Source organism: Herminiimonas contaminans (genome assembly GCF_015645465.1).
Classification (GTDB): domain Bacteria; phylum Pseudomonadota; class Gammaproteobacteria; order Burkholderiales; family Burkholderiaceae_D; genus Oxalicibacterium; species Oxalicibacterium contaminans.
The window spans coordinates 62,675-76,743 of record NZ_JADOEL010000011.1 but is presented as its reverse complement, the minus strand read 5'-3'; the positions used below and the strand labels follow the sequence as shown (position 1 = coordinate 76,743).

The window sequence follows — 14,069 nt, the reverse complement described above, 5'->3', positions numbered from 1 at the left end:
CCCGCATCAGCGGGCTTTTTTTGTACTGTGTTATCGCACTGCCTTACTTCGCATTCGCCTGACGGCGCGACAGCCAGATACCGAGTATCACGAGCACCAGCACGATCGCTTGCGTGCCGACACCTTGTACGGTCGGGTGTATGCCCAGCAGCGGCACAGTGATGAAGTTAAAGCGATCCGCTTCGATCACGCCAGCCTCTTGCAGCGCGGCGATGCCGTTACCGGCAAACACCACTGCCAGGAATGCCAGCAAGGCCGAAGTCACGCCAAAGAATGGGCCGATAGGCAGGCGTATGCTGTACTTCAGGATCGCCCAGCCTATGATCGCCAGCAGTACAGCTGCAGTGGCAATCCCGCTCAGTACCGCGACGTGGCCATCGTTGCCGACCTGCACCCACAAAGCCTGATAGAACAGGATGATTTCAAACAGTTCACGGTAAACCGCAAGGAAGGAAACACCTGCCATCGCCCACACCGTTTTCTTTTCCAGCGCAGCGCTGACGTGTTCACGGATGAATTTTTGCCAGGCTTGTGCGTAGGATTTGCTATGCAACCAGTAACCGACGTATAGCAACATTGCAGCCGCAATCAGCGCAGTAATACCCTCCGTCAATTCGCGGTTCGCGCCGGAGATATTGATTACATAATTCGCGATGACCCAGGTCAGGATGCCCAGCGCAACTGCCGCCATCCAGCCGTAATGGATGTAACGCAAGGCGTCACGGCGACCAGTCTTGACCACGAAGGAAATGATCGCGGCCAATACCAGGATTGCTTCCAGGCCTTCACGCAACAGGATGAGCAAGGCACTGATGAAGGCTGTGGTTGCCGACAAGTCGCCGGACAGCGCTTCTTCCGCATCATCGAGCAAGGCTTCGATGTCTTGCACCTGCTTGCTGACTTCTTCGACTGGCTTGCCCGCACCTATCGATGCACGCAAGGCCATCATTTCCAGTTCGATTTTTTGGCGCAGTACGCCGTCTGCGTTATCCAGACTCCCCTCAACCAGCTCGAAGCCTTCAAGGTAAGCGGTAATCGCCAGTTGACGCGCTGTGCCGGCATCACCAGCCTGATACGCGGCCAGCGATTGCGCCAGTTTTTCACGTGAGAATTGCAATGGCGAAGGCGCAGCAACCTTGATCGCTTCCGGGTGCCTGGTCAGATAGCTTTGCACTTTGGTGAGCGCGCTGCCGCCGCTTTGTTCTATCTCATCAGGTGTTTGTGTAACCAGTGCACGCAGATTGGTAAATTCTTTCTTGCCTGTGCCATTTTTCCATTCGGCTTCACCCTGCTTCACTTCTTCATCCGTACCGCGCAAGGTACCGACAAAGAAGGCCAGTGCCCACCGATCTTCTTCCGTGATTTCAGTGAAAGGACGCATAGGCGTGCCGCCTACTCCCAGCGCGATGGTGTTGTACAGGCCGTAGATGCTGCGCACTTTCATGCGGCCCTGGTCATGGAAGTCACTAGGCTCAGGGTCCATGCCTTTGGAGAGCGGACCATCGCCACGACCAGTAGTGCCGTGACAGGCCGCGCAGTTCGCCGCATACAGTTGTGCCGCGCGCGCCAGATCAGGCGTGCCTTTCGGCGCCACTGCCACTTTGTAGACGCGGATGACATCTGCGCGCAAAGCGTTAGCCTGCTTCGATACTTCCGCACCTTCTGCCTTACCGGCGATAGCTTTACGCAGTGCCTGGCCTTTATCGAGCAGGCTGGCCTGCTCGGCGTTGGCCGGCATTTCCTTTAGCAAGCTCAAAGCCTGGGTAGAAAACTCCAGTTGCTCTTCAAACTCGGACTGGTTCAGCACTTTCCCGTTTTGCACAAACTCCGGATAGTCGACGCTGATGTAATCAAGCATGTGCACCACGGTCTGCGCTTTTTCGTCATCGGTGGTCGCCGCCACGCTGTATGCGCTCAGCAAGAGGCTCAATACGAAAAAGACAAATAAGTGGATGGTAGAGACCCGGGATGTATGTTGAAGATGCATTGTTAAAAAAGTGTGAGGAAAGAAAACCTCGATGGTAGCAGATAATATGAGAATGTTTCTCATTACCATTTATCCATATATGGATTTCCAGCCTCCTCTTAAATCCTTTTGTGCATGGCACGCACAATAAAAAAGCCCGCATCAGCGGGCTTTTTTTAGTTAGTGACTAGTAAGCAGAGCTTACTTGTTCACCAGTGAACGTGGTTGCAACAGTGCCAGGCATGCGCCCAGTACCAACGCACCAGCGACGAAGTACATACCAGCGTTGGTGCTGCCGGTTACGTCTTTCAACCAGCCGACGATAGTCGGGCTGACGAAGCCAGCCAGGTTGCCGACCGAATTGATCAGGCCGATACCAGCTGCCGCTGCAGCGCCACCCAGGATTGCGCTTGGGTAGGTCCAGAACACAGGCATGGTCGACAACATACCAGCGGTACCGAGCGACAAGGCCATCAGTGCCAGTACGACGTTGTTGCCGTAGACGGTGCTGAGGAACAAGCCGAGGCCGCCGAGTGCACTTGCAATCGCAAAGTGCCAGCGACGCTCACGCATACGGTCAGCGCTACGTGCCACCAGCAAGGTAGCAATCACGCCGCAGGTGTATGGAATCGCGGTCAGCAGGCCAACATCCAGCGCGTCTTTCACGCCGGAAGCCTTGACCAGGGTTGGCAGGTAGAAGCTGATACCGTACAGACCCATCATGCAGCAGAAGTAGATTGCAGCCATCAGCCAAACTTTTGGATTGGTGAAGACGCCTGCTACCGAGTGCGACTTTTCGCCGCCGGCATTGTCTTTTGCGATGTTGGCTTCGAGGATCGCTTTTTCGTTCTCCGACAACCACGACGAAGCGCGGATGCTGTTAGGCAGGTAGAACAAAGTCATGATACCGAGCGCCAGCGATGGCAAGGCTTCCAGCAGGAACAGCCATTGCCAGCCGTGCCAGCCATTCATGCCAGCGAAGGCATTCATGATCCAGCCCGACAAAGGACCACCAACTACACCAGCGATAGGAATACCAATCATGAACAATGCGTTCATGCGGCCGCGACGCGAAGTCGGGAACCAGTAGGTCAGGTACAGAACGATGCCTGGGAAGAAACCAGCTTCTGCAACACCCAGCAGGAAGCGGATGACGTAGAACATGGTTGGTGTCGTGACGAACATGGTCGCAGCCGACAGGATGGACCATGTAATCATGATGCGGGCGATCCAGCGACGGGCGCCGACCTTGTGCATGATGATGTTGCTTGGTACTTCAAACAGGAAGTAACCGATGAAGAAGATACCGGCGCCAAGGCCGTAAATGGTTTCGCTGAATTGCAGGTCGTTCAACATGCTGAGCTTGGCGAAGCCCACGTTGACGCGATCAAGGTAAGCGGCAACGTAGCAAAGGAACAGGAAAGGCAGCAAACGCAGGGTTACCTTGGCGTAAATGCTGTCCTCCAGCTTGGTACGATCGCTGGCGGTAGTACTGAGAGGAATGGAGCTCATATATAAGTGTTAAATCAGAATTGTCAGGCCGAAAGCACAGAAGGAGATAAACTGCCCTCTGATCATGCCGGATGGTGCACTGCCTCAAAAAGACAGGTGCTATCTACTAAACTGCTACAAATGCTGGATTGACAGACGTTTGCGGGTGCCGGTTTGGGATATTACCGGGCATGGATAGGTGGCCAGTTTTGCTGACTTGGCGATCATAGCACCCGGTTTTTTGCACACACATGCAAACAATTCATCTACAGATGAAAATAATGCTGCAGGACAGCAATGCAAAATTCATCTGTTTTCAGAATATAAACGGATGTCGACCAACGAATTATTGCTGCACTTGCAAATTTATCATCAGATCGCCTGATCCCAGTCCGGTTCATCGGTATAGCGTTCAGCCAGGAAGTCCAGCATGGTGCGTAAAGTCGCTGGCATATGCTTGCGCGACGCATACACACCGAACACGCCAAACTCCTGCGGATGATATTCCGGCAACAAGGCTTGCAACTGCCCTGAACGGATTAAGGGTGCCACCAGGAAGGTAGGCAGCAATGCCACCCCTGCTCCGGCCAACGTCGCCTGTACCAGCGAAGTTGCATCGTTGGCACTGATATTTCCTTTTACCGCAACATTCACCGGCTCATCGCCACGCTCCAGCAACCACACACTGCCGTAGTAAGCATGCGTCAGGCAGTTATGCAGCGCTAGTTGCTCCGGCTGCGTTGGCCGGCCGTGTTCGCGCAGATAAGCAGGCGCTGCACATACCACCGAGCGACACACAGTCAGGCGACGTGCGATCAGATTCGGGTCCAGCTCTTTGCTGACACGTATCGCCAGATCGATGCGTTCTTCGACCAGGTTCACTACCCTGTCCAGCAAGAGCATATCGACCGTCACGCCTGGATACTTCTTTACATAGTCAGCCACCGCTGCCGCCAATTGCGCCTGTCCGAACGAAGTACTGACCGTGATACGCAGCAAACCCTGTGGCGCATCCTCCGGAATCGCCACGGCGTTTTTCATATCCGTAGTCAGTTCCAGCATTTGCCTGCAGCGCGGCAGCATCTCGGCTCCGGCTGCGGTCAGGCTCAGCTTGCGTGTAGTCCGATGCAATAAGCGCGCTCCGGCCCACTCTTCCAGCTCCGCCAGGTAACGGGAGACGACCGGGCGCGACAGGTCGAGCTGCTCCGCAGCGGCAGACTGGCTGCCGCTATCGACTACACTGACAAACACTTGCATTGCGGTGATGCGATCCATGATTTGACCGATTTCAGAAACAAACTATCTAGCATAATACGCTTTTTATATCTGCTTTAAGCAACTAAGCTACCTACGTCACTTAACCCTTTAGGAGCAACATATGAGCAAGATTGCCATCATCGGTGCCACTGGTCGTGCCGGTAGCCAATTACTGGAAGAAGCCCTGCGTCGCGGTCATAGCGTCACAGCCATCGCACGCAATACAAGCAAACTGGCAGGTCGTCCCGGCGTAAAGACCGTTGATGTGGACGTACTGGATGCGGCAGCCTTGGAAAAAGCAGTGGCCGGACATGATGCTGTGTTCAGTGCTGCACACTTCAGCGGCATCCCTGCCAGCGCGATTATCAATCCGGTCAAAAAAGCTGGCGTCAAACGCTTGCTGGTGGTCGGCGGTGCAGGCAGCCTGCTGGTCGCACCCGGCGTGCGCGTCATCGACTCGCCAGACTTCCCGGAAGCGTACAAGGCAGAAGCAACTGCTGGCGGCATCTTCCTCGACACACTACTGCAAGAAAAAGAACTGGACTGGACCTTCCTGTCGCCATCTGCAGAGTTCGTCGAAGAAGCCCGCACGGAAAAATTCCGCCTGGGCAAAGACCATCTGCTGGTCGATGCAAATGGTCGCAGCTGGATCTCGTTCAAGGATTATGCGATTGCCTACATCGACGAACTGGAAAAACCAGCACACAGCCGTCAGCGCTTTACCATCGGCTATTAATCAGGAATCACACTGATTAAAACAAACAGAAAAAAACGGTGAGGTCTGGACAGACTCTCACCGTTTTTCACAAGCGCGACTTTTTTGCACTATGCGCAGCACAACTGATCTGCAGCACAACTTATTCTGCAGTACAGCTTATCTTTCTGTTTGTTCCAACTTCCAGTACATGGCCGCTGCGACCATACCGAAAATCACATGGGCCAGCATGGTGGTCCAGCCCCGCATTTCAGTAAACCACGAGAAGAAACGTACCATGCCGTAGAAATTAAACAGGTACACCAATACACCAAATACAGCACCGGTCAGCAAGACCATACCTATGCTTGAATCAAAACGGAAAGGTACGATAATCGCAGCCAGTACCAGACCCAGTCCTATACCCAATACATAATGCGTAACAAGCGCCACGCTGACTACTTCCAGACTGAAGTCAGTGGATTGCAGCGCATCCCGTCCGAGCACGATCGCGGCAATCATGTGTGACGTCACCCATGGACTTGTGCCCTGGATAATCGTCGACCAAAGTAGTTCCAACACCATTAAAACCGCGCCTGCCGCAAACCCGGAAACCGCTGCCACAGTCCAATCTGGCATGCGTTGCTCCCAACGATGCGAATGCATGTGAAGTTCCATAGCAACCTCCGTTAAAAATACAGTCACCGATCACTTGCCTGCGGACTCGGTAACTACCCTATCTGCACCCTGCCGTTGTATGTCCGCTCCGGTAACGGCATGAAGCATTACAACCACGCAGCTCGCTTATGGGAAAACCGGGATATGTGGTTCTTCACCACTAAAGCGAATTTCCGGATGACGTTCTGCCAGCATCTTTTCAATTTCCTCAACGCGACGTGCAGGTACATGCACGATCATCAGCACCTTGCCGCGTTCCAGTTCCGGCATGAATTTTTTCAGCTGTGAATTCGGCATCGCCGCGGCAGCCATACTGGAAGCCCAGCCACCGAACAGGATACCCATCAGGGTCGTCACCAGTACGGTTGCCGGTCCCACATCGTAGTAATTGATCAGCAAGGCACCGAAAGCGGCACCAAGTATTGCACCCATGATCATTCCGGCTACAGCACCGTGCAGCACATCGGTTTTAACGAGGAAGTTAGCTTCCGGCAAATCATGTGGAAGCGGCGCACCACCAGAAATAAAGCTCACGTATTTTTGCTCGATACGGCTGAGCAACATATTGTCAAAGGCGCGACGGGCACTATTGATATCCGGAAGAAAATAATAAAGTCTGTGTCTCATGATGTCTCCTTTACTTACCTGCTCCCAAATTCAGTATAGGCAGTTTGTGCGGACATGCAATGCACAAGTGTTTGCCTGCGCGCAATGAAAAATGCCTGCTATCCACATATGTAAACACAGGGTAAAACTTGCCGAAAAACAGCATCGTCTGCAGGCTCTGCCACATAAAGGCTACAATCATGCCAATCGCGGTTTCACTTAAGTCCGAAAACGGCAATACAGACGACTTATACCGGAGCCACAACCGTAGTCGATGAATACGACGATCAACACGAACACTGCAGATGGAGCACCATTGAAAGATCCTATCAACACTGAGCACAACGACGATTTCTCAACCGATGACTGGCGTCGCCTGCTGACCCACCTCGGTGAAAATGCAGACCGCCAGGGTTTGCTTGAAACGCCGCAACGCGTGGAGAAAGCATGGAAGCACTGGACCTCGGGCTACGACCAGGACCCGGCAGAGATCCTCAAGGTCTTTGAAGATGGTGCCGAGCAATACAATGAATTGATCGTGGTGCGCGGCATCCCGGTCTATAGCCATTGCGAACATCACCTCGCGCCCTTCTTCGGCACTGCGACTATCGGCTATACACCTAACGGCAAGATCGTCGGTTTGTCCAAGCTGACACGCCTGGTTGATTGCTTTGCCAAACGTTTACAAGTACAGGAACGCCTGACCATACAGATCGCCGATACATTGATGGAACATGTGCAGCCTTTGTCGGTAGGCGTAGTTATCCGCTGCCGCCATATGTGCATGGAAAGCCGCGGCATACGCACGCCAGGCGAAGAAACCGTAACCTCGGCACTGCTGGGTGAAATGCGCACCAATCTCGGACTGCGTAATGAATTCATGATGCTGGCACGCGAAAAAGACTAATCGCCCGCAGCATCTCAGCACGTCAAAAGGCCTGCATCATGTGCAGGCCTTTTTTATTTCGCTTAACACTTAAGCCGAAAAGCCACCATCTATCGTCAGGCTGGCACCTGTGATGTAAGCCGCTTCCGGACCAGCCAGGTAAGCCACGAAGCTGGCGATCTCTTCATCCTTGCCGTAACGCGGAATCGCCATCATGCCTTTCAGTGTTTCAGCAAAATCACCGTTCGCAGGATTCATATCGGTATCAACCGGACCTGGCTGCACGTTGTTAACCGTAATGCCGCGTGGACCGAGATCGCGTGCCAGACCTTTGGTCAGGCCAACGATCGCTGATTTGCTCATCGCATACACTGAACCACCACCGAATGGCATACGGTCAGCATTGGTGCTGCCGATGGTGATGATGCGTCCACCATCGCCCATGTGACGCGCTGCTTCCTGTGCCGCCACGAACACACTGCGCACATTCACGGCGATGGTGCGATCGAAGTCTTCCAGTTTGAAATCTTCCAATGGCGCCAGTGCCAGCACACCTGCGTTATTCACCAGGATGTCGATGCCGCCGTATGCCTTGGCAGCAGCTTGTATCGCTTGCCGTACGGCTTTCTCATCCGAGCTATCGGCATGAATGGCCAGCGCACGGCCGCCTGCAGCTTCGATCGCCTGTGCCACTTCTTTTGCCTTATCGGCTGAGCTGGCGTAGGTGAAGGCAACTGCCGCACCTTCGCGCGCCAGGCGTTTGGCAATGGCTGCGCCTATGCCGCGTGAGCCGCCCTGGATGAAGGCCACTTTGCCTGTGAATTGTTGGCCGTTGGTTTGTGTATTCGATTTGCTGTTGGTCACGATGAATTCTCCGTAGGTGTATTTAAAAGGAATCAGTAAAAGCAGTACGAAGTCAGTATCGGGCAAGGATTATGTTGTGACTAGCCAGCAATCCATATAATCTATTGATACTAAAAGTTTAAAGTGAATCTATGGAATCCATGACCAGCATAGAGTGTTTTGTCCGCAGCGCAGAGGCAGGCAGCTTCTCGGAAGCCGCACGGCGACTGGGTTTGACCTCGGCAGCGGTGGGCAAAAACGTAGCGCGGCTGGAGGCCAGCCTGGGTGTACGGCTATTCCAGCGCAGTACCCGCAGCCTGACTTTGACTGAGGCGGGCGAGCGCTTCCTGGCAGAAGTCAGCGGTGGCCTAGCTGTGATCCAGTCCGCGGTCGCCAATCTGGCCAGTGCCGATGGTCAACCGGCAGGCTCACTCAAGATCAGCATGGGTACAGGTTTCGGGCGAACCTATATCGTGCCGTTGCTGCGCGACTTCCTGACGCGTTATCCAGCCATCACACCGGACTGGCATTTCGATAACCGGCGCGTCGACATGATTGCCGAAGGTTTTGATGCTGCAATAGGCGGCGGCTTTGAACTGCCGCCCGGGGTCGTAGCGCGTACCCTGTCACCCGGTCATGGCGTACTGGTAGCGGCACCGGATTACTTTGAACATCATTCGCAGCTCAAGTCACCCGCCGAGCTGCCGCAACATGACGGCATCTTCATACGCTCACCACAAACCGGACGCATACGTCCATGGTCACTGCGCAACCAAACCAATGAACAGGCACCGGCGGCGATGCGGGTACGCATGACCATGAGCGATCCGGATGCAGCTTGCGAAGCAGCACAAAGCGGACTCGGTATCGCACTGGTGTCCATGCCGAACGCATTGCGTTATCTGGAAAGCGGCCTATTGAAACGCGTCCTGCCGGCCTGGTATGTCGATATGGGTACGCTCTCGCTATACTTCCCGGCACAGAAATTATTGCCTGCAAAAACACGTGCCTTTGTCGACTATGTGGTCGAACACTTCCGTACGCAAAACCTCGCGAAACGCTTTTCCGCCTTCTGATCCCATGTCCGTCACTACCAAACGTTCTATGTGCAATCTATGCCTGCGTGCGCAAAGCGCTTGCATCTGCCATTGGGTACGCACGGTAGAACATCAGGTGGAAGTCCTGTTCCTGCAGCATCCGCTGGAAGTCGGCAATGCGAAGAACAGTGCACGCCTGTTGCATCTGAGCCTGCCGCATAGCCGCCTGGTCGTCGGCGAGACCTTCGATGACGATGCACTGCATCGGCTGCTGTACGATGGTGTCAATGACGAGGAACACGCCGTACGCCCTGTCCTGCTCTACCCCGACACCAGCGCCGACCACAAGATTGCAATGCCGCCAGCCTGGCCGGAAGCGCCTGGTGATGATGGCGTTTATCGCCTGGTGGTACTGGACGCGACCTGGCGCAAGAGCCGCAAGATGCTGTACCTGAACCCCATGCTGCAACAGCTGCCCCGACTGCCGCTGGCCGATATGCCGGCCTCACATTACGCGATACGCAAGGCGCACAAACCGGATCAGCTATCATCGTTTGAAGCGACTTGCTATGCGCTGATGCAAATGGAAAATGATGCCGAAAAGTATCTGCCGCTGCTGGCGGCGTTTGATGGCTTCGTTGCGCAACAACAGGCGTATCGCCCTGAAACGCAGGTTTAAAGCCATCGCCAACGCCGCTTTGCAAACCTGCCTATAATCTGTCCAGAATTCGGATCGCAACTTACGTCACACTCACCAAGGAAGTCACATGACCATCTCTCTCTACGCCGCTTCAGTTCCTGTTTTCAAGCAAATGCTTAACAGCGTCAGCGATGTCCTCAAGAAAACCGAAGAGTATGCGACCGCCAAAAGCATCGCACCGGAAGCCTACTTGCAGGCGCGCCTGTTCCCCGACATGTTCCCGCTGCTGCGCCAAGTACAGGTAGCCTGTGACTTCTCGCGTGGCGTGTCGGCCCGCCTGGCAGGTCTCGAAGTACCCAAATTCGACGACAGCGAGAAAAGTTTTGCCGACCTGCAAGCGCTGATCGCCAAAACCCTGGCCTTCATTGACACGATCAAACCAGAACAAATCGACGGCCAGGAAGCACGTGACATCGTGCTGCGCCCGGGTACACCGAAGGAAAAGAAATTCAACGGCCAGGCTTATCTGCTCAGCTTCGGTTTGCCGCAATTCTTTTTCCACGTCACGACCACTTACGCCATCCTGCGCCACAACGGCATAGAAATCGGCAAACGTGATTACATGGGCGCGTATTAATAGAACTATGAATCGGCGAGCAAGGTATAGGTCGCTCGCCTCATTTCATGACAGCAAGGGCAGACAGCGATGTCTGCCCTTCTCATTTGCGCCACAGAATAGGCGAGAAAAGACAAACTACGGCAAGCAAGCGACAAAAAAATTATCTGGCAGCATAAAAAGGTATCGCTTGCGACATCGCTGCATATAATGAAGTGCAACTTCAATCCATCTCTGTGCGGGAGATTGCCATGAGCGACAGAAAAATGTTTGCCGATATGGATATCGAAACGCAACGTTTCTATTCCCGGATCATCAACACCGCACTCTTCAATATCTATGCCGTTGATCATCATCTCTTCGGTTCGCTGTTTTGCGAATCCGACGATCCTATGATCATGCTGCGCTGGCAGGAAGCGGAGCCCTTGATTCTTGAGGAGATACGACGTCGCAGCGAAGTTCGCGGTAATAACTGGAATGACTTCTAATCCCTTTATTACCTGCCTCGCCTCGCTCTCTCACACCGGTCGCAGCCATAGCTGCGACCAACCCGGCTAGCCGCTGCCGTCTTTAGCCATCAACAGCTGTGCCCGCACGCAGTCGCCATGCTTGATGCCGGTTGCTGATTCCTCACACCTTATAAATGATGACCGACATCTATTGCATTTATGATGGACGTCATCTATTATCCGATTTAATCAATTTCTCAGGTGGAATCATCATGCCGCGCGTATCCAAGGAACAAACCGATCTCAACCGTACCGCCATCGAACAAGCCTCTTCCAAGCTGTTCCGCGAAAAAGGGTTTAACGGCGTCAGCGTTGCCGACCTGATGGCTGCAGCAGGTCTGACCCACGGTGGCTTCTATGGCCACTTCTCATCCAAGGATGAACTGGCGGCGGTCGCATGCGCCACTGCCTTCAGCGAAGCATCCGAGCGCTGGCAAAAGCGGATGGAAGGCAAACCGGATGAGCAGCAAGCGCTGTACGCCATCATCGACGGCTACCTGTCCTCACAAAAAGTACGCGATGTCGGCAACGGCTGCCCAGGAGCAGCACTGACCACTGACGTCGCACGCGAAGCATTGGATAAACCGGTACGCGCTGCCTACATGGCAGGTACCGAAGAGCTGGTCGAAATCCTTGCCTCGCTGTGCACCTCACCTGACCCGGCGGTGCGTCGGAAGACCGCTCTCGCGCAGTGGAGCATGATGGTCGGCTCGATGGCGCTGGCACGCGCCACCGAAGGTTATCCGATAGCCGGTGAACTACTGGCGGTCGCCCGTGAACAATTGCTCGGCAATATTGCAGTCGCTCCTTAAACCCTCACTCATAGTTCCAACCATAGGATCTTTATGTACGCTCAATCGCTGTCTACCTGGCTGGATCGCAGAGGAATACATTTCTCATGGGTAATCGTTGCGATTACCTTCCTGACGATGCTGACATCATCCGCAGCGCTTGGGTTGCCGGGCGTCCTGCTGCAACCATTGAGCAAGGAATTCGGCTGGAGCAATGACCAGATTTCATCGGCCGTGGCGGTACGCTATGTACTGTTTGGCTTCATCGGCCCGTTCGCCGCCATCTTCATGGAACGCTTTGGCTTGCGCAAGGTGATTACGATTGCGCTGGTACTGGTGGCTGCCTGTCTCGCGCTCTCGACCATGATGACCGAGCTGTGGCAAATGTTCCTGCTGTGGGGCTTGCTGCTTGGTACCGGTACCGGCCTGACCGCACTCGTGCTGGGGGCGGTAGTAGCGAATCGCTGGTTTGAAAAACGTCGCGGCCTGGTACTCGGCTTGCTGACTGCCAGCTCGGCTACCGGACAACTGATTTTCCTGCCGTTCGGTGCATGGCTGATCCAGAACTATGGCTGGCGTATGTCGGTGATCCCGGTCTTCCTGTGCTGCGCCTTGGTCGCCGTACTGGCCTTCCTGCTGGTACGTGACCGGCCACATGATGTAGGTACCGTTGCTTATGGCGCTGCACCCGACAGCGTGCCACCGCCACCACCGGCTACTGCACAGATGACCATGATGGAGCCATTCCGTGTCTTGCTCGGCGCTTCGCGTAACCGCACTTTCTGGGTGCTGGCCGGTACCTTCTTCATCTGCGGCCTGAGCACCAGTGGCCTGATCCAGACCCACTTCGTTTCGCTGTGCGGCGACTACGGCATGGCAGCGATTCCTGCTGCCAGCGTACTGGCGATGATGGGTGCGTTTGATTTCGTCGGCACCATCCTTTCCGGCTGGTTGTCGGACCGCTATGACAACCGCAAACTGCTGTTCTGGTACTACGGCTTGCGTGGCTTGTCGTTGATCTGGCTGCCACACTCGGAATTCACTTTGTATGGCTTGTCGCTGTTCGCGATGTTCTACGGGCTGGACTGGTTCGCCACTGTGCCTGTCACAGTGAAGCTGGCGGGTGCCGAGTTCGGCAAGGAAAGAGCGGGCATGGTGTTCGGCTGGATCTTTACCGCGCATCAGATCGGCGGCGCAGTGGCAGCGTATGGCGCAGGTTTGTCGCGTACCATCCTGATGGCTTACACCCCTGCCCTGTACGCAGCGGGCATCGCCTGTCTGTTTGCAGCCGTGATCGTATTCATGATCAAAAAACCTGTGAAGGCCACAGCTTAGACCTTACGCCAGATAGTGGCCAGCCACGGTTGCTGCTCCAGCGGCAAGCCGGCTGGCCGATAGTAATGTTCGAGTTCGGTAAAACCGGCAGCCGTCATGTAAGCGCGCCAGCTTGCCAGCTCATGGTAAGCACCATAACGGCCTCGATTCCAGCCCTCCTCATTCTGACCACGCGGATTCGAGCTGAACAGCACGCCGCCGGTTTTCAGCGTCGCATATAGTTGCCGCAAGACGCGCGGCAATTCCTGACTCGGCACATGGAATAAGGATGCATTGGCAAACACGCCATCGAAATGCGCATCCGGCAAATCAAGATGCAGGAAGTCTTGCTGCCACACCTCGCACTTCGCATAATCACGCGCCATCTGCGCGAACTCGGCGGAACCGTCGAGGCCGACAGCAATATGTCCCATTTCACTGAAAGTTTTAAGGTCACGTCCCGGGCCGCAACCGAGATCCAGTATCGTGTACGGCGCAGCTGCCGTAATGTGTTTGAGTAAGGCCTGGATGTTCTGGCTCACGTCATGTGTACGTGTGCCCTCCCAGAAATCTGCGGCACGCTGATTATAGTGATCCAGCGTGATGTCGCTGATAAGCGCCAGTTCCTGCGCATTGAGTTTGTCGGCTGAAATTTTATTGCTCCGGATGGATAGACTTAGCGTAAGTATCCACCAATTCAGGCACAACGTCTGTGCCTGCATCCGTGCTCAATGACAGCCG

15 protein-coding genes are annotated in these 14,069 nt (G+C 54.6%); 8 read left to right on the top strand and 7 right to left on the bottom strand.

All coding sequences use genetic code 11. The annotated features are described in order from the left end of the window. Positions 1 to 43 precede the first annotated feature (43 nt). From IXC47_RS13530 to IXC47_RS13520, 3 genes are all read right to left on the bottom strand, one after another. A complete protein-coding gene (locus IXC47_RS13530) occupies positions 44 to 1,921 on the bottom strand; it encodes an FTR1 family protein (RefSeq protein WP_230089555.1) in 1,878 nt (625 codons plus the stop codon). A gap of 246 nt (positions 1,922 to 2,167) precedes the next feature. Then, positions 2,168 to 3,478: an MFS transporter gene (locus tag IXC47_RS13525; protein WP_175625880.1), complete on the bottom strand. Its 1,311-nt coding sequence runs from the start codon at positions 3,476 to 3,478 to the stop codon at positions 2,168 to 2,170. 351 nt (positions 3,479 to 3,829) lie between these two features. Next, positions 3,830 to 4,732 carry a LysR family transcriptional regulator gene (locus IXC47_RS13520; protein WP_195875945.1) on the bottom strand — a complete coding sequence of 301 codons (903 nt, stop codon included), beginning with the start codon at positions 4,730 to 4,732 and terminating at the stop codon, positions 3,830 to 3,832. Positions 4,733 to 4,835: 103 nt separating this feature from the next. Here IXC47_RS13520 and IXC47_RS13515 point away from each other — a divergent pair, with 103 nt between their 5' ends. Then, positions 4,836 to 5,450 (top strand): NAD(P)-dependent oxidoreductase, encoded by a 615-nt coding sequence (locus tag IXC47_RS13515; RefSeq protein WP_195875944.1) that lies wholly within the window; start codon positions 4,836 to 4,838, stop codon positions 5,448 to 5,450. Between the two features lie 138 nt (positions 5,451 to 5,588). Here IXC47_RS13515 and IXC47_RS13510 read toward each other — a convergent pair whose 3' ends face one another. Further along, positions 5,589 to 6,086, bottom strand: coding sequence for a hypothetical protein (locus IXC47_RS13510; protein WP_175625877.1), 498 nt, complete (start codon positions 6,084 to 6,086; stop codon positions 5,589 to 5,591). Between the two features lie 126 nt (positions 6,087 to 6,212). Then, the gene (locus tag IXC47_RS13505; protein WP_175625876.1) at positions 6,213 to 6,713 is read right to left on the bottom strand and encodes a DUF1269 domain-containing protein; all 501 of its coding nucleotides are present in this window, start codon (positions 6,711 to 6,713) and stop codon (positions 6,213 to 6,215) included. Positions 6,714 to 7,008: 295 nt separating this feature from the next. Between IXC47_RS13505 and folE the strand changes: the two genes are divergently transcribed. Beyond that, positions 7,009 to 7,599, top strand: a complete 591-nt coding sequence (folE, locus tag IXC47_RS13500) for a GTP cyclohydrolase I FolE (RefSeq protein WP_175626100.1) — start codon at positions 7,009 to 7,011, stop codon at positions 7,597 to 7,599. A gap of 69 nt (positions 7,600 to 7,668) precedes the next feature. On the opposite strand, the gene IXC47_RS13495 is transcribed toward folE, so the two are convergent. Further along, positions 7,669 to 8,445 (bottom strand): 3-oxoacyl-ACP reductase family protein, encoded by a 777-nt coding sequence (locus tag IXC47_RS13495; RefSeq protein WP_407651134.1) that lies wholly within the window; start codon positions 8,443 to 8,445, stop codon positions 7,669 to 7,671. A 128-nt stretch (positions 8,446 to 8,573) separates the two neighbouring features. Between IXC47_RS13495 and IXC47_RS13490 the strand changes: the two genes are divergently transcribed. From IXC47_RS13490 to IXC47_RS13465, 6 genes are all read left to right on the top strand, one after another. Continuing rightward, positions 8,574 to 9,497: a LysR family transcriptional regulator gene (locus IXC47_RS13490; protein WP_195875943.1), complete on the top strand. Its 924-nt coding sequence runs from the start codon at positions 8,574 to 8,576 to the stop codon at positions 9,495 to 9,497. A 4-nt stretch (positions 9,498 to 9,501) separates the two neighbouring features. After that, a complete protein-coding gene (locus tag IXC47_RS13485; protein ID WP_195875942.1) occupies positions 9,502 to 10,137 on the top strand; it encodes a tRNA-uridine aminocarboxypropyltransferase in 636 nt (211 codons plus the stop codon). Between the two features lie 88 nt (positions 10,138 to 10,225). Next, entirely contained in the window at positions 10,226 to 10,735 is a 510-nt protein-coding gene (locus IXC47_RS13480; protein WP_175625872.1) for a DUF1993 domain-containing protein, read from the top strand. A 230-nt stretch (positions 10,736 to 10,965) separates the two neighbouring features. Then, positions 10,966 to 11,202, top strand: coding sequence for a hypothetical protein (locus IXC47_RS13475; protein ID WP_175625871.1), 237 nt, complete (start codon positions 10,966 to 10,968; stop codon positions 11,200 to 11,202). A 233-nt stretch (positions 11,203 to 11,435) separates the two neighbouring features. Beyond that, a complete protein-coding gene (locus IXC47_RS13470) occupies positions 11,436 to 12,035 on the top strand; it encodes a TetR/AcrR family transcriptional regulator (RefSeq protein WP_175625870.1) in 600 nt (199 codons plus the stop codon). A gap of 33 nt (positions 12,036 to 12,068) precedes the next feature. After that, positions 12,069 to 13,349, top strand: a complete 1,281-nt coding sequence (locus IXC47_RS13465) for an MFS transporter (protein WP_175625869.1) — start codon at positions 12,069 to 12,071, stop codon at positions 13,347 to 13,349. On the opposite strand, the gene IXC47_RS13460 is transcribed toward IXC47_RS13465, so the two are convergent. Continuing rightward, positions 13,346 to 14,050, bottom strand: a complete 705-nt coding sequence (locus IXC47_RS13460) for a class I SAM-dependent methyltransferase (RefSeq protein WP_195875941.1) — start codon at positions 14,048 to 14,050, stop codon at positions 13,346 to 13,348. The two genes, IXC47_RS13465 and IXC47_RS13460, sit on opposite strands and share 4 nt — an antisense overlap. Positions 14,051 to 14,069: the final 19 nt, after the last annotated feature.